The organism is Curtobacterium sp. MCPF17_021, assembly GCF_003234605.2.
Classification (GTDB): Bacteria; Actinomycetota; Actinomycetes; order Actinomycetales; family Microbacteriaceae; genus Curtobacterium; species Curtobacterium flaccumfaciens.
This window is the reverse complement of the sequence record NZ_CP126252.1, coordinates 2,333,711-2,348,598: the sequence shown is the minus strand read 5'-3', so window position 1 is coordinate 2,348,598 and position 14,888 is coordinate 2,333,711. Positions and strand designations below refer to the sequence as shown.

The following is a 14,888-nucleotide window of genomic DNA, read 5'->3' as shown; positions in this document are numbered from 1 at the left end:
TCGGGCGTACCTGGCCGGAAGGAAGGACCAGGTACGCCCGATTCGGCCAGGTACGCCCGGGGCGGTCCGGCTGCGGCTAGAGCGCGTCGCGGAACTCGGTGACCAGGTGGCGGACCACGGCGCGCAGGTCGCCGCCGTTCTCCTGCGCGACCTGCAGCTGCCGCTGGTACGAGGCGCCGCGCTCGATCATCGTGTCGAGGTGGTGCAGCTCGTCGAGGCAGCCGAGCCGTTCGGCGATCGGGTCGAGCCGCTGCACCAGGTCGTGCACCTCGTCGGTCACGAGCCGCTCGTCGCCGGCGACGTTCGTGATGATCTCGGCCTCCATGCCGTAGCGGGCCGCTCGCCACTTGTTCTCGCGGATGAACCACGGCTGCATGGTGGGCAGGGTCTCACCGGCGTCGAGCCGGTCCGAGCAGGCGGTGACCAGGCACTGCACGAGCGCGGTGACGGCGCCGACCTCGTGCAGGGTCGAGATGCCGTCGGAGACCCGGTTCTCGAGGGTGCCCCAGCCCGGCGACGGTCGGATGTCCCAGCGCAGGTCCTTCACGCCGTCGATGACGCCGGTGTGCGTGAGGTCGCCGACGACTTCTTCGAAGTTCGCCCAGGCGCCGAGCTGTGGCGGGAGCCCGCCGGTCGGGAGCTGCTGGAACATGAGGGCGCGGTTCGAGGCGTACCCGGTGTCGGTGCCGCCCCAGAACGGGCTCGACGCGGTGAACGCCTGCAGGTGCGGGACGTAGGCGAGCATCGCGTTCATGATCGGGACGGCCTTGTCGCGGTCGTCGATGCCGACGTGCACGTGCACGCCCCAGATGAGCATCTGGCGTCCCCACCAGCGGGTGCGGTCGATCAGGGTCGTGTAGTGCTCGCTGTCCGGGGTGATCTCCTGCTGGTCCCACACCGCGAACGGGTGCGTGCCCGAGCACATCACCTGGGCGTCGAGCGGTTCGGCGGCGTCGATGACCTCGCCGATGATGCCGGACAGCTCGCTCGTCGCAGCCCCCACGCGGTCGTGGACGCTCGAGACGACCTCGACCGTGTTGGTCAGCAGCTCCTCGGTGACGCGGTCGTGGTCGCCGAGCCGCTCGTGCACGGCGGCGATGACGGCGGGGGCGCGGGGAGCGAGGTCGCCGGTCGACCGGTCGACCAGGGGGAGTTCCCACTCGACGCCGATGGTCGACGGGCGGGACTCGGTGAAGCGGATGTCCATGCCGTCCATCCTGCCCGGGTCCTTGTCGGACACGCACAACGAAGCGTTGTCCCGATCGTGCGGATCGTCCTGCAACTAGTTCCACTGTGGGCGTACCGTTGAAATGTTCCTACAGGGAAGAGGTACGCATGCAGTTGGTGGTGCGCGGGACGAACGCCCCGCTCGTCGGAGAACTCGACATCCCGGTCTCGAAGTACCACGCGCACCGCGCGCTGGTGCTCGCGTCGCTCGCGAAGGGGACGAGTGTCGTCTCCGGGGTGAGCGCGACGCGACAGGTGGAGTGGACCGTGGGCACGCTCCGCGCCCTCGGCGTCGACGTCAAGCGTCGCGGGAACGCGTACCACGTGACCGGGCTGGGCGGCCGGTACCGGGCGACCGACGTCGTGGACCACGGCTCGCGCGGTGCCGACGGACTGCTCAACATGGGGTCCTCGGGCACCACGCTCTACTTCATGACCGGGCTCGCCTCGCTGGCCGACCGCCCGATGACCCTGTCGGGCATGAAGTACTTCCAGCGCCGGCCGATCAAGGCGCTGCTCACCTCGCTGATGCAGATGGGGGTGGAGCTCGAGGCGACGAACGACTGCCCGCCCGTCATCGTGCAGCCGAAGCGTCCGCGCGGCGGTGACGTGACGATCGCCGGCACCCTGTCGCAGTGGGTGTCCGGGCTGCTGCTCGTGGCGCCGTTCGCCGAGCACGAGACCCGGATCCACATCACCGGCGGGCGGCTCAACGAGCAGCCCTACGTCGAGCTCACCGTGCGGATGATGCGGCAGTTCGGCCTGACGGTGGAGGTCTCCGACGACTGGCTCGAGTACCGGATCCCGGCGGGCCAGCAGGCCACCCCGCACGACTACGTCATCCCGCCCGACATCGGCTCCGCAGCGTTCGGCATCGCGGCGGCCGGCACCCGCGAGTCGAACGTGCTGCTGCGGGGCATGACGGCCACGACGACGGCCGAGACCGACCACCCGGAGAGCGAGTTCCTGGACCTCGCGACCGCGATGGGTGTCCCGATGCGGATCGACGAGGAGACCGGCTTCGTCCGGATCGAGCACGACGGGTCCCCGCTCCGGCCGCTCGACGTCGACTGCCGTCCGATCCCGGATCTGCTGCCCGTGCTGTCCACGATGGCGACCTTCGCCGAGGGCACGAGCCGACTGTGGAACGTCGCGCACATCCGGCTGAAGGAGTCCGACCGCGTGGCGGCGATGCTCCAGCTCAACCGGATGGGGGGCCGTGCCGAGCAGGGCGCGGACGAGCTGCGCGTCACCGGTGTCGGTGCGGCCGGGCTGCACGGAGCGCCGATGTCCTCGTTCAACGACCACCGCGTGCTGATGTCGCTCGCGGTCGCGGCCTCGGGTGCCGACGGGGTGTCCGGCCTGACCTACCCCCGTGCCTACCGGATCTCCTACCCGACGTTCCTCGAGGCGATGAACTCCGTCGGGCTCGACATGTCCGTCGGCGACCGGCTCGCGGCCCAGGCGGCGCGGGACGACCGGATCGACGCCGCCGAGGCCGACGGGGTCCGCACGCACCTGGGCACGCCCCTCGAGACGTCTGCGGCGCCCGAGCCAACCGAGCAGCCGCTTGCGCAGCCCACCGCGCAGCCCACCGCCCCGCAGCCCGCAGCACAGCCCACCGCCCCGCAGCCCGCCGTCGCCGTGCCCGAGCTCGCCGGCGTCGACGCCGACCCGCTCGTCCTGAGCGAGCGGGTCCGTGCGCTGTCCCAGACCGACCCCGACGGCCTGGCCGTGATCGAGGTCGGCGGTGCGACCCCCGCGAACACCACGTGGAAGGAGCTGCAGGACGAGGCCGACCGGGTCTCCGCCCTGCTGCTCGAACTCGGCGTGCGCACGGGTGAATCCGTCGCGATGCAGCTGCCGAACTGGCGCGAGTTCGTGTCGATCACCCTCGGTGCGATCCAGATCGGCGCCGTCGCGACCCCGATCATGCCGGTGTTCGGTCCCCGCGAGACCACGATGACGCTGGCGCGTTCGAAGGCCCGTGTGGTCTTCCTGCCGAACGTGTTCCGGAAGCGCCGTCCAGCGCTCGAACTCCTCGACGTCATCGACGAGGCCGCCGCGCAGGACCGCCGCCTGTCGCTCGAGCACGTCATCGTGCTCCGCGCCGAGGCCCGCGGGCAGGGGGACACCCCGACGAACCAGCCGCCGCTGCCCGCCGACGCCCTGGAACGGGTCGTGGCGAGCGACTGGCACTGGCGCTACTTCGAGAACGCCCTCGCCGCCGTGCACGTCGACGTCGACGAGATCGCGTCGCACGCTCCCGGGCCGGACGACGTCTGCCAGCTGCTCTTCACCTCCGGCACCACGGGGGAGCCGAAGGGCGTGCAGCACCCGCACCGCACGCTCGGGCTCGCGACCGCCATGCACGTGGCGCAGTCCGGGCTGACCAGCGCCGACCGCATCTACATCCCGTCGCCGCTCGCGCACCAGACCGGGTTCCTGTACGGCATGCTGCTGGCGTTCCGGCTCGGTGCCCCGCAGGTCATCCAGCCGGTGTGGGACGGCCGCGTCGCACTCGAGCAGGCGTTCGGCGTCGCCCGGGCGTCCTTCGTGCAGTGCGCGACACCGTTCCTGACCGACCTCGTCGACCTGGTCGAGGCCGGTGCTCCGCAGCCCGAGTCGCTCCGGATCTTCGTGCCGACGGGCGCCGCGGTGCCCCGCGCACTGGCCCAGCGAGCGAGCACGGTGCTCGGCAGCGCCATCCTCGGCGCCTTCGGGACGAGCGAGACGTGTCTCGGGGCCCTGTCCAGCCCGAGCGACGACCCCGCCGACGCCTACGGCCACGACGGCCGAGCGCTGCCGGGCATCGCGATCCGCATCGTCGACGACGCGGGGATCGAGCTGCCCGCCGGGACCGAGGGCAACTTCGAGCTGCACTCGCCGACGATGTTCGCGGGCTACCTCGACCGCCCGGACCTGACCGACGACGTGTTCACCGCGGACGGCTGGTACCGGACCGGCGACCTGGCGAAGGTCGACGAGAAGGGCTTCCTGTCGATCACCGGGCGCGTGAAGGACGTGATCAACCGCGGCGGCGAGAAGATCCCCGTCGTCGAGATCGAGAACCTGCTGTACCAGCACCCGCTGGTCACGGACGTCGCGATCGTGGCGATGCCGGACGAGCGGCTCGGCGAGCGTGCCTGCGCCTGGGTCGTGAACGCCCGCGCGGACGAGCCGCTCGACTTCGCCGGGATGCAGCAGTACCTCGACACGGCCGGCGTGAGCAAGTACTACTGGCCGGAGCGACTCGAGTACACCACCGAGCTGCCGCGCAACGCGGTCGGCAAGGTCCAGAAGAACATCCTGCGCGAGCAGGCGGCCGCGCTCGTCGCGACGAAGGAGAACGAGACACGATGACGATCGTCGAGCAGACGAGCACGGGCTTCGACGAAGCCGCCTTCCAGCAGCTCAAGGCCGAGGTCACGGAGTGGGTCCGCGGCCCCGGTGAGGAGTGGGCGGACGAGATCGAGCGCACCGGCCGGGTCGCTCCCGAGCTGTTCCAGGAGCTCAAGGACAAGGGGTGGCTCAGCCTCGCTGCCCCGACCGAGCTCGGCGGACGGGCCATCCCGTTCTCGCGCTACCTCGAGATCATGGAGGTCGTCTCCCGCTCGCACGCCTCCATCCGCATGCTCGTGCACGTCATCAACGGCACCTGGCGCGCGATGGCCCCCTACGCGACGCCGGAGCAGATCGAGCAGGTCGTCAAGCCGTCCGTCGCCGGTGACACGCTCGTCGCGTTCACCCTGACCGAGGCCACCGCGGGCACCGGAGCGGACATCCGCACGACCGTCCGGCGCGAGGGCGACACCTACGTGATGAACGGCGAGAAGCACCTCATCACCTTCGGCGTCAAGGCCGACTACTGGCTCATCGCCGCCCGCCTCGAGGGGACGAGCGGCCAGGACGGCACGGTCGCGTTCCTCATGCCGAACAACGGGCTGCCGGGTGCCGAGGTGATCGACGACTCCGACACCATGGGCATCCGCGGCACCGACCACGCGATCCTGCGCTTCACCGACGTGCCCGTCCCGGCGAGTGCACTGCTCGGCGCCGAGGGCCAGGGTCTCGAGGTCGCGCTCGGCGGCTTCCTGCTGCCGAGCCGGGTGTCCGTCGCGATGAGCGCCGTCGGGCTCGCGGAGCGGGCGAACGAGCTCGCCGTCGAGTACGCGAACAAGCGTGAGACGTTCGGCAAGCAGCTCTCCAGCCGCCAGGCGATCCAGTTCTACCTGGCCGAGAACTACGCTGACATCGCCGCAGCACGCGCCCTGGTGCTCGAGGCCGCTCGCGCCTACGAGGAAGACCGTCCCGACGCCGGCACCCTGTCCAGTGCCTCGAAGATGGTCGCCGTCGACATGCTCGCGCGCGTCACCGACAAGGCCCTGCAGGTGCACGGCGGGCAGGGCTACTGGAAGCGCAACGCCATCGAGCGCGTCTACCGCGACGCACGCGCGCAGCGCTTCGAAGAGGGCACCAACGAGATCCAGAAGCTGGTCGTCGGCCGCGCCGTCGTGACCGGCAAGGCCGGGTTCTAGACCGCAACCAACCACCGGACTGGAGGCCCGTGGCGGGCCCGCCCCGCGCCTCCCGTCCGTCCCCACGCACGCAAAGGACCGCAGTGACCGACAGCACCAACGCACCCATCGCACTCAGCTCGCCCATCGCACTGATCACCGGCGCTTCGCGCGGCATCGGCCGCCTGCTCGCGCAGAAGCTCGGCCAGCGCGGCGTCACCGTCGTGGTGACGTACAAGGGCAACGCCGACCTGGCCGAGGAGTCCCTGGCCGACGTCAAGGCGGCCGGCGGCGACGGCATCACGGCGCAGGTCGACATCGAGCAGCCGGAGTCGATCGACGCCCTGTTCGACCTGGTGCGCGACACCTACGGACGCCTCGACATGTTCGTCGCGAACGCCGCCGCCAGCGCGTTCAAGCCCGTCGCCGACCTCAAGCTGCACCACCTCGACCGCAGCTACGCCACGAACGCCCGCTCGTTCGTGCTCGGCGCCCAGCGCGCCGCGGAACTCATGGACCGGGGTGGCCGCATCGTCGTCGTGACCTCGTACGGATCACTCCGGGCATTCCCGACCTACGCCGCGCTCGGTGCCGCCAAGGCCATGAGCGAGGCGTACATGAAGTACATGGCGGTGGAGTTCGGTCCGCGTCAGATCACGGTCAACGCGGTGAACGGCGGCCTCATCGACACCGACTCGCTCGAGTACTTCTACACGAAGGTCCCCGGGCAGGCGCCGATGGACACCGTCCTCGAGAAGCTCCCGCTGCAGCGCCCTGGGACGGCCGATGACATGGCCGACGCCGTCGACTTCCTGCTGTCGGACAAGGCCGGGTACATCACCGGGCAGGTGCTCTCGGTCGACGGCGGGCTGACGGTCATCGCCCCGCCGTACTGGTCGGACACGACGTCGCCCCTCCGCGACGCGGTGCTGCCGGCCGACGCTCCGGGCGCGGACGCCGCAGAATAGGCGCATGAGCAGCGTCGCTTCCGCCCCCGTCGTGCCGGAGTCCCTCCGGACCGTCGCGTCACCCTGGACCCTCGGCCCCCTGCACCTGGCGAACCGGGTGGTGATGGGGTCGATGCACACCGGGCTCGAGGTACACGACGACGGTGGAGCCGGCATGGCCGCCTTCTACCGTGAACGGGCGGCCGGCGGAGCGGCGTGCATCATCACCGGCGGCATCGCGGTGAACGACGAGGCCCGCGGAGGTCCGGACTTCGCGGTGTTCGGCGTCGGGGGAGCCGACGAGCGGTTCCGGGTGGCGGTCGACGCCGTGCACGACGAGGGCGGGACCATCCTGGCGCAGCTGTTCCACGCCGGGCGGTACGCGCTCGCGTCGGGCATGGTCGACCGGCACGGCGACCCGCAGCGCGTCGTGGCGCCCTCGGCCCTGCCGTGGGCGGCCGCCCGCGGTGTGGTGCCGACCGAGCTGACGTCGGCCGAGGTCGAGCGGACCATCGAGGACTTCGCCGCCGCGGCCCGCACCGCCCGCACGATCGGGTTCGACGGCGTCGAGATCATGGCGTCCGAGGGGTACCTGATCAACCAGTTCCAGTCACCGCTGACGAACCTGCGCGACGACGAGTGGGGCGGTGACGCGGAACGGCGTCGGCGCTTCGCGATCGAGGTCGTCCGGGCCGTGCGCGCCGCGGTGCCCGAGCTCGCCGTGACCATCCGGCTGTCCGGCGCCGACCTGATGCCCGGCTCGTCGACCGAGGACGAGGTCGACGCGCTCGTGCACGACCTGCTGCCGCTCGGACTCGACGGCATCTCGGTGGGCATCGGCTGGCACGAGTCCCGCACCCCGACCGTGCAGGCCTCGGTGCCGCACGGAGCCTGGCTGGCGTACGCGACACGGATCGCCGCGGTGGTGCGTGCGTCCCCGCACCCGGACGTCCGCGTGATCGCGTCGAACCGGATGACAGACCTGCGCGACGGCGAGGCCGTGCTCAGCGACGGACTGATCGACGCCGTCGCCCTCGCCCGGCCGTTCCTCGCCGACCCCGCCATCGTGTCGCGCTCGCTCGCGGGCGGGTTCGCCCTGGTGAACACCTGCATCGGCTGCAACCAGGCGTGCCTCGACCGTTCGATCATCGGCGCACCGGTGTCCTGCCTCGTGAACCCCCGTGCCGCCCGCGAGGTCGCGTTCCTCGCTCGCCCGACCACCGACCCGAAGCGCGTCGACGTCGTCGGTGGCGGACCGGCCGGGCTCGCCGCCGCGGTGGACGCCGCACGTCGGGGCCACGACGTCACCGTCTGGGAGGCCTCCGACCGCCTCGGCGGCCAGTTCGGCCTCGCCGCACTCGTCCCGGGGAAGGAGGACTACGCCGCCACGGTGCGGTCCGCCCGCGCCGAGCTCGCGGAGCGGGGCGCCACGATCCACCTCGGACGCCCGGCGACGGCTCGGGACCTCGTCGACAGCGACGCCGTCGTGCTCGCGGCCGGGGTCGTCCCGCGGAGCATCGACGTCCCCGGCAGCGACCTGCCGCACGTGCTGTCCTACGAGCAGGCCCTGCGGAACGGCGTACCCGAGGGCACCGTCGCGATCATCGGCGGCGGCGGCATCGGCGTGGACACCGCGGCGTTCCTGACCGAGTCGCCCGACGAGGTCGTCCGGGCCGCCGAGTTCGCGGCCCGGTGGGACCTCGACGTGTCCGAGGAGCTCGTCGGCGACGTGCCGCAGCGCCTCCCCGCGGCACGGCGCACCACCCGACCGGGGTCCCAGGTGACGGTGCTCCGGCGTTCGGGCAAGTTCGGCCAGGGGATCGGCATCACCTCGCGCTGGGTCGCGATCGGCCGGCTGCGGGATGCCGGGGTGCGGATGGTCGGCGGCGTGCAGGAGTACCTGCGCATCGAACCCGGGGTGCTCTGGATCCGCGACGAGCACGGGGACGAGGTCGGCGTCCCGGCGGACACCGTCGTGGTCTGCGCCGGGCAGGAGCGCGCGACCGACGCCGAGGGCGACGCGCCTGACGGACTCGTGACGGGCCTCCAGGCCGCCGGCGTGCCGTACGCCGTCGTCGGCGGCGCGCGCGACGCACGGAGCGTGGACGCGGTCCGGGCGACGTCCGAGGCCCTCGAAGCGGTGCGGCGCCTCGCGCCGTAGCGAGTCGGCTCGCATCACGGCCGGGAATCTGCAAGAATGAACGGTCGAATCGCCGCAGCTCGACCCTCTATCCAGCTGTGAGCGATCTCTCTCGAGCTTTCGCCGTGTGTGCCCCCACGCCCGCGGTTCCAGTTCAACCACAACGAAAGCAAACAGGAGCAATTGTGGCTGTCAAGATCCGTCTGAAGCGTCTCGGTAAGATCCGTGCGCCCTACTACCGCATCGTCGTCGCCGACTCGCGCACCAAGCGCGATGGTCGTGTCCTCGAGGAGATCGGTCAGTACCACCCGACCGAGGAGCCCTCGGTCATCAAGATCGAGTCCGAGCGTGCGCTCTACTGGCTCGGCGTCGGCGCGCAGCCGACCGAGCAGGTCGCGGCCCTCCTCAAGCTGACCGGCGACTGGGCCAAGTTCAAGGGCGAGAAGGACACCGAGTCCAAGGTCAAGGTCGCCGAGCCGAAGCCGGCCTTCCAGGTCGACTCCTCGAAGAAGGCCGTGCTCAAGCCGAAGTCGGAGAAGACGGCTCCCGCCGCCAAGGCCGACGACGCCGAGACCGCCGACGAGACGACCGAGGCGTAGTCCTTGCTCGAATCCGCGCTGACGCACCTCGTCAAGGGGATCGTCGATCACCCTGACGACGTGCGCGTCGCCAGCTCCACCTCCCCACGCGGCGAGGTCCTCGAGGTGCGCGTGCACCCCGAGGACCTCGGCCGCGTGATCGGTCGCGCCGGGCGCACCGCCAAGGCGCTCCGCACGCTCGTCACGGCCCTGGCCGACGGCAAGCGCGTGCGGGTCGACGTGGTGGACACCGATTCCTAGGGAGACGACCCAGCTCCGGGTGGGTCGAATCACGAAGGCGCACGGGCTCAAGGGCGGCATCAAGCTCGAGCTCTACACCGACGACCCGGATCGTCGGTTCACCCCGGGCGCCACCTTCACGCTCCAGGTCCCCGACGACTCACCGTGGTCGGGCAAGACCCTCGAGCTCGACGAACTCCGTTGGTACAACGGTCACCCCGTCGCGTTCTTCGCCGGGATCGACGACCGCACCGCGGCCGAGTCCCTGGCCCGCATCATCCTCTGGGTCGAGCAGGACGCCGACGCCGAGACCGGCGAGGACGACGCCTGGTACGACCACCAGCTCGTCGGGCTGAAGGTCCTGCGTGACGGCGTCGAGGTCGGCACCGTCGCCCGTGTGGACCACATGCCCGCCCAGGACCTGCTCGCGATCGACACGCCGTCCCGCGGCGAGGTCCTCGTGCCGTTCGTCTCGGCCATCGTGCCCGCGGTCGACATCGCGGCCGGCACCGTCACGGTCACGCCGCCGCAGGGCCTGTTCGAGGATCCCGAGGACACCTCGCGCCCCGAGACGGTCACGGACTAGTCCCCGTGCGGATCGACATCGTCACGATCTTCCCGGAGTTCTTCTCCGTGCTCGACGTGTCCCTGCTGGGCAAAGCCCGCTCCGGCGGGCTGCTCGACCTGCACGTGCACGACCTGCGATCGTGGACCACCGACCGGCACCGCACCGTCGACGACACCCCGTACGGCGGTGGCGCCGGCATGGTGATGAAGCCGGAGCCGTGGGCGCAGGCGCTCGAAGCGCTCTTCCTCCCCGACGGCTCGTCGACCCTGGTGGTCCCGACGCCGGCCGGCACGCCCTTCACGCAGTCGATCGCGCGGTCGCTCGCGTCGACGTCGGAGCACCTCGTGTTTGCCTGCGGGCGGTACGAGGGCATCGACGCCCGCGTCTTCGAGTGGGCGTCGTCGCGCGCCACCGTCGTCGAGCTCTCGCTCGGCGACTACGTGCTGAACGGTGGCGAAGTCGCGGCGATGGCCATGATCGAGGCCGTCGGACGACTCGTCCCCGGCGTCGTCGGCAACCCCGAGTCGCTGGTCGAGGAGTCCCACGAGGACGGCCTGCTCGAGTACCCCTCGTACACCAAGCCCGCGTCGTGGCGCGGCCTCGACGTCCCCGACGTCCTGCTCAGCGGGCACCACGCCCGCGTCGGTGCCTGGCGGCACGAGCAGCAGCTGGAGCGGACGCGGCGCGTCCGTCCGGACCTGCTGCCCGACGCGTAGCGTCACCCGTCTCGCGAAAGCGACAGATCTCCGCGGAACATCCGCGGAGATCTGTCGCTTTCGCTGTTGTGACGGTCCGCGGGCCGCGAGATCTGTCGCTTCCGTGGGGTGGGGACGACGCGTGACGGACTGGAGGTGCGGTGCCAGCTGGTGCCGCGCCTCCAGGCTCGCTACTGGTCGCGCTGGGCGCGACGCAGGGTCAGGACCTCGGGGCCGGCCTCGGTGACCGCCACGGTGTGCTCGACGTGCGCGGCACGCGATCCGTCGACACTGCGCAGCGTCCAGCCGTCGTCGTCCTGGTAGAGCTCGTCGGTGGTCTGCATGAGCCACGGCTCGATCGCGACGACCAGACCCGGCCGGAGCTTCAGGCCGCGACCCGGACGGCCGTCGTTCGGCACGTGCGGGTCCCCGTGCATCGTGCGACCGACGCCGTGCCCGCCGAACTGCAGGTTCACGTCGTGACCGGCCTGGTGCGCCACGTGACCGATGGCGTGCGAGACGTCGCCGAGCTTGTTGCCGGGAGCCGCCTGGGCGATGCCGGCGGCCAGTGCCCGTTCGACCGTGGCGATCAGTGCCTGGTCCTCGTCGCGCGGCGTGCCGACCTGGACGCTGACGGCGGAGTCCGCGACCCAGCCGTCCACGCTCGCGGCGAAGTCCAGGCTCACCAGGTCGCCGTCCTGCAGGGTGCGGTCGTGCGGCAGGCCGTGCAGGGCGGCGTCGTTGACCGAGGTGCAGAGGTTCTTGCCGAACGGTGACATGCCGAACGACGGGTGGTAGTCGACGTAGCAGCTCTCCGCCCCGCGTTCGGCGATCATCCGGGCCGCGACGCGGTCGAGGTCGAGCAGGTTGACGCCGACGTCGACGGTCTCGAGCAGTTCGTCGAGGACGTCGGCCACGAACCGGCCGGCGACGCGCAGTCCGTCCAGCTCGGCGGGGGTGCGGAGTTCGATCATGGGTCCATCCTCGTCGTTTTGTCTCCAGCGCTCTCTGTGGCAGTATTGAGCGCTGTGCCCTGGCTGGACTCTGCCACGGGGGAGTCGCCGACACCGGGCACGCACCACCACTTTCCGAACCTTCGATCCGCGGCGACCCGTGCGCGTCCGCAGAGAGTGAAACCCACCATGAGCCAGCTCCTCGACAACGTCGACGCAGCATCGCTGCGTACCGACGTCCCGGACTTCCGTCCCGGCGACACCATCAAGGTGCACGTCAACATCATCGAAGGCACGCGCTCGCGTATCCAGGTCTTCCAGGGAGTCGTCATCGGCCGTCAGGGCCACGGCATCGGCGAGACCTTCAAGGTCCGCAAGGTGAGCTTCCAGGTCGGCGTCGAGCGCTGGTTCCCGGTGCACTCGCCGATCATCGACCACATCGAGATCGTCACCAAGGGTGACGTCCGTCGTGCGAAGCTCTACTACCTGCGCGAGCTCCGCGGCAAGGCGGCCCGCCGCAAGATCAAGGAGAAGCGCGACGCCTGATCGCCTTCACAGTGAACGTCCGCGAGCCGGACGCCGCTGCGAGCCCCTCGTCCATGTACGGTTGTGCATCGACGGGGGGCTCTTCCCATTTGCGGGGAGTCAGTGGTTCGAACGAGAGCGGAAATGACGGACACGACAGAGGATTCCGGGCGCAGGCCACGTGCCGAGAAGCAACGGAACGGTGTCCTCACATTCCTCCGCGACCTCGTCATCATCTTCATCGCGGCACTGCTCGTGTCGTTCCTGGTGAAGACGTTCCTGATCCGGTCGTTCTACATCCCGTCGGCGTCGATGGAGAACACGCTCCAGATCAACGACCGCGTCATCGTGAACGAGCTCGTCCCCGGCGCCGTGGCACTGAAGCGGGGAGACGTCGTCGTCTTCAAGGACCCGGGCGGTTGGCTCACCGGGTCCGAGGTGCCGAGTGTCACGCCGGACACCCAGCCCGCGAAGGCCATCGACTGGGCACTGACCCAGGTCGGTCTCGGCACCGGTGACAGCGACGACCACCTGATCAAGCGCGTCATCGGTCTGCCCGGTGACAAGGTGTCCTGCTGCAACGACCTCGGGCAGATGTCGGTGAACGGTGTGCCGATCAAGGAGCCGTACCTGAAGCTCCCCGCCGGCGCCCCGGCCTCGGCGACCGACTTCTCGGTCACCGTGCCGAAGGGCACCATCTGGGTGATGGGCGACAACCGGAACGACTCGAAGGACTCCCGGTACAACGGCGACACCCCGTCGAAGGGCTTCGTCCCGATGTCCGACGTCACGGGCCGCGCGTTCGTCATCTCGTGGCCGGCGAGCCGCTGGACGTGGCTCGACGACCACCCCGAGGTGTTCGCCGGCGTGGAGGAGCGCGACGAGTGACCGCCGTCCGTCCGTCGCTCCGGGTCGAGAAACGTCTGCTCGCCGAGGGCCGCGTGACGGTCATCGGCATGGACGAGGTCGGCCGTGGCGCCATCGCCGGTCCGGTCGGCGTCGGTGTGGCCGCGGTGACGCTCGACATCGGTCGTGTGCCCCAGGGGCTCGCGGACTCGAAGCTGCTGTCGGAGGCGCGCCGGACCGACCTCGTGCCCGTCGTGCAGCGCTGGGCGCGCACGGCGGTCGGCATGGCCTCGGCGGACTTCGTCGACCAGCAGGGCATCGTGCCCGCTCTCGGTGCAGCCGGTGCGCAGGCGCTCGGCTCCCTGGTCGCCGACGGGGTGTCCCTCGACGGCGCGGTGGTGGTGCTCGACGGCTCGTTCGACTGGTTGAGCCGTGCGCTGCCCGCGTCGCTCCGTCCGGCCGCCGACCCGCTCGAGGTCGTCGTCCGGGTCAAGGCCGACCGCGACTGCGCCTCGGTGGCCGCGGCGTCCGTGGTGGCCAAGGTCGCTCGTGACGCGCTCATGATCTCCGCGCACGACGAGGCTCCGCACTACGGGTGGGTGTCGAACAAGGGCTACGGGTCGACGGCGCACTACGACGCGATCCGGGCGATCGGGGCGCACGCGCTGCACCGGAAGTCGTGGCTGCACCAGGCCTCGAGCGTCGCGCTGGACGGGTTCGACGAACTCGACGCCCTCGCCGGTTGAGCCCGTCGTCCGCACGGGCCTCCGTCGCCGTAGACTGTGGGCGCAATGGATGAGGACGAATTCGACGACTACGACCGCGAGGTCGAGCTGGCCCTGTACCGCGAGTACCGCGACGTGGTGTCGCAGTTCCGTTACGTGGTCGAGACGGAGCGCCGTTTCTACCTGGCGAACGAGGTCGAACTCGTGCGCCGTGACACGGAGCACGACTTCTACTTCGAACTGACGATGAACGACGTCTGGGTCTGGGACGTCTACCGTTCCGACCGGTTCGTCAAGGGTGTCCGGGTACTCACGTTCAAGGACGTGAATGTCGAGGAACTCACGACGCGGGAACTCGAACTGCCGAAGGAACTCGCACTCGACGAGTGATCGTCAATTTCCTTTCTCCTGCTTCTTTCTCGGTGAATCGCCGCTGATCCGGACCGCCGGGGAATTGTGCGCGCTATTCTGATGGGGAAATAACCGCCCCACGAACAGGAGCACCCCATGGCACAGAAGGTCACCGTCCAGCTCGTCGACGACCTCGACGATTCCCCCATCACCACCGGTGAAGGCCGGACGGTCGAATTCGCGTTCGACGGCTCGTCGTACGAGATCGACCTGTCGAACGACAACGTCGACAAGTTCCGCGAGGCGATCTCCGACTACATCGCCGCAGCGCGCAAGGTCTCCGGTCGTCGCACCGGCGGCGGTTCCGCGCCGAAGTCCGCCCCGAAGCGCGGCAACTCCGAAGAACTCGGCAAGATCCGCGAGTGGGCCAAGGAGAACGGGTACGAGGTCTCCTCCCGCGGGCGCATCTCGACGCAGGTGCAGGAAGCATACGCAGCAGCGCACTGACGCTCGTCGCAGCAGGACCCGGGTGATCTCGATCGCCCGGGTCCTTCTTCTTTCCTCCACAGGGGCAAT

The 14,888-nt window shown here is 70.3% G+C and carries 15 protein-coding genes; 13 read left to right on the top strand and 2 right to left on the bottom strand.

What is annotated here, in order from left to right; all coding sequences use genetic code 11:
• Positions 1 to 76: 76 nt before the first annotated feature.
• Entirely contained in the window at positions 77 to 1,216 is a 1,140-nt protein-coding gene (locus DEJ29_RS11035; RefSeq protein ID WP_181421132.1) for a glutamate--cysteine ligase, read from the bottom strand.
• Positions 1,217 to 1,335: 119 nt separating this feature from the next.
• Here DEJ29_RS11035 and aroA point away from each other — a divergent pair, with 119 nt between their 5' ends.
• The 8 genes from aroA to trmD all read left to right on the top strand — a co-directional run bounded on the left by aroA (position 1,336) and on the right by trmD (position 10,933).
• Complete coding sequence (gene aroA / locus DEJ29_RS11030) at positions 1,336 to 4,590, top strand: 3-phosphoshikimate 1-carboxyvinyltransferase (protein WP_220037323.1); 3,255 nt, start codon at positions 1,336 to 1,338, stop codon at positions 4,588 to 4,590.
• The gene (locus DEJ29_RS11025) at positions 4,587 to 5,765 is read left to right on the top strand and encodes an acyl-CoA dehydrogenase family protein (protein ID WP_111094575.1); all 1,179 of its coding nucleotides are present in this window, start codon (positions 4,587 to 4,589) and stop codon (positions 5,763 to 5,765) included. Before aroA ends, DEJ29_RS11025 begins: the two co-directional genes overlap by 4 nt.
• 83 nt (positions 5,766 to 5,848) lie before the next feature.
• The gene (locus DEJ29_RS11020) at positions 5,849 to 6,712 is read left to right on the top strand and encodes an SDR family oxidoreductase (protein WP_111094576.1); all 864 of its coding nucleotides are present in this window, start codon (positions 5,849 to 5,851) and stop codon (positions 6,710 to 6,712) included.
• A gap of 4 nt (positions 6,713 to 6,716) precedes the next feature.
• Positions 6,717 to 8,852 (top strand): oxidoreductase, encoded by a 2,136-nt coding sequence (locus DEJ29_RS11015; RefSeq protein ID WP_111094577.1) that lies wholly within the window; start codon positions 6,717 to 6,719, stop codon positions 8,850 to 8,852.
• Positions 8,853 to 9,016: 164 nt separating this feature from the next.
• Positions 9,017 to 9,430, top strand: coding sequence for a 30S ribosomal protein S16 (gene rpsP, locus DEJ29_RS11010; protein ID WP_027465884.1), 414 nt, complete (start codon positions 9,017 to 9,019; stop codon positions 9,428 to 9,430).
• A 3-nt stretch (positions 9,431 to 9,433) separates the two neighbouring features.
• A complete protein-coding gene (locus DEJ29_RS11005; RefSeq protein WP_017888258.1) occupies positions 9,434 to 9,670 on the top strand; it encodes an RNA-binding protein in 237 nt (78 codons plus the stop codon).
• A gap of 19 nt (positions 9,671 to 9,689) precedes the next feature.
• Positions 9,690 to 10,235, top strand: coding sequence for a ribosome maturation factor RimM (gene rimM / locus DEJ29_RS11000; RefSeq protein WP_171907871.1), 546 nt, complete (start codon positions 9,690 to 9,692; stop codon positions 10,233 to 10,235).
• Between the two features lie 5 nt (positions 10,236 to 10,240).
• The gene (trmD, locus tag DEJ29_RS10995; protein WP_111094578.1) at positions 10,241 to 10,933 is read left to right on the top strand and encodes a tRNA (guanosine(37)-N1)-methyltransferase TrmD; all 693 of its coding nucleotides are present in this window, start codon (positions 10,241 to 10,243) and stop codon (positions 10,931 to 10,933) included.
• 170 nt (positions 10,934 to 11,103) lie between these two features.
• Here trmD and map read toward each other — a convergent pair whose 3' ends face one another.
• Entirely contained in the window at positions 11,104 to 11,886 is a 783-nt protein-coding gene (gene map / locus DEJ29_RS10990; protein WP_110863976.1) for a type I methionyl aminopeptidase, read from the bottom strand.
• A gap of 168 nt (positions 11,887 to 12,054) precedes the next feature.
• Here map and rplS point away from each other — a divergent pair, with 168 nt between their 5' ends.
• From rplS to DEJ29_RS10965, 5 genes are all read left to right on the top strand, one after another.
• Complete coding sequence (gene rplS, locus DEJ29_RS10985; protein ID WP_017888254.1) at positions 12,055 to 12,411, top strand: 50S ribosomal protein L19; 357 nt, start codon at positions 12,055 to 12,057, stop codon at positions 12,409 to 12,411.
• A gap of 123 nt (positions 12,412 to 12,534) precedes the next feature.
• The gene (lepB, locus tag DEJ29_RS10980; RefSeq protein ID WP_027465880.1) at positions 12,535 to 13,278 is read left to right on the top strand and encodes a signal peptidase I; all 744 of its coding nucleotides are present in this window, start codon (positions 12,535 to 12,537) and stop codon (positions 13,276 to 13,278) included.
• Positions 13,275 to 13,982, top strand: coding sequence for a ribonuclease HII (rnhB, locus tag DEJ29_RS10975; protein ID WP_111023976.1), 708 nt, complete (start codon positions 13,275 to 13,277; stop codon positions 13,980 to 13,982). The genes lepB and rnhB overlap by 4 nt, the downstream gene beginning before the upstream one ends.
• 45 nt (positions 13,983 to 14,027) lie before the next feature.
• A complete protein-coding gene (locus tag DEJ29_RS10970; protein ID WP_017888251.1) occupies positions 14,028 to 14,351 on the top strand; it encodes a DUF2469 family protein in 324 nt (107 codons plus the stop codon).
• A gap of 117 nt (positions 14,352 to 14,468) precedes the next feature.
• Positions 14,469 to 14,819 carry a histone-like nucleoid-structuring protein Lsr2 gene (locus tag DEJ29_RS10965; RefSeq protein WP_017888250.1) on the top strand — a complete coding sequence of 117 codons (351 nt, stop codon included), beginning with the start codon at positions 14,469 to 14,471 and terminating at the stop codon, positions 14,817 to 14,819.
• The last annotated feature ends 69 nt before the right edge of the window (positions 14,820 to 14,888 follow it).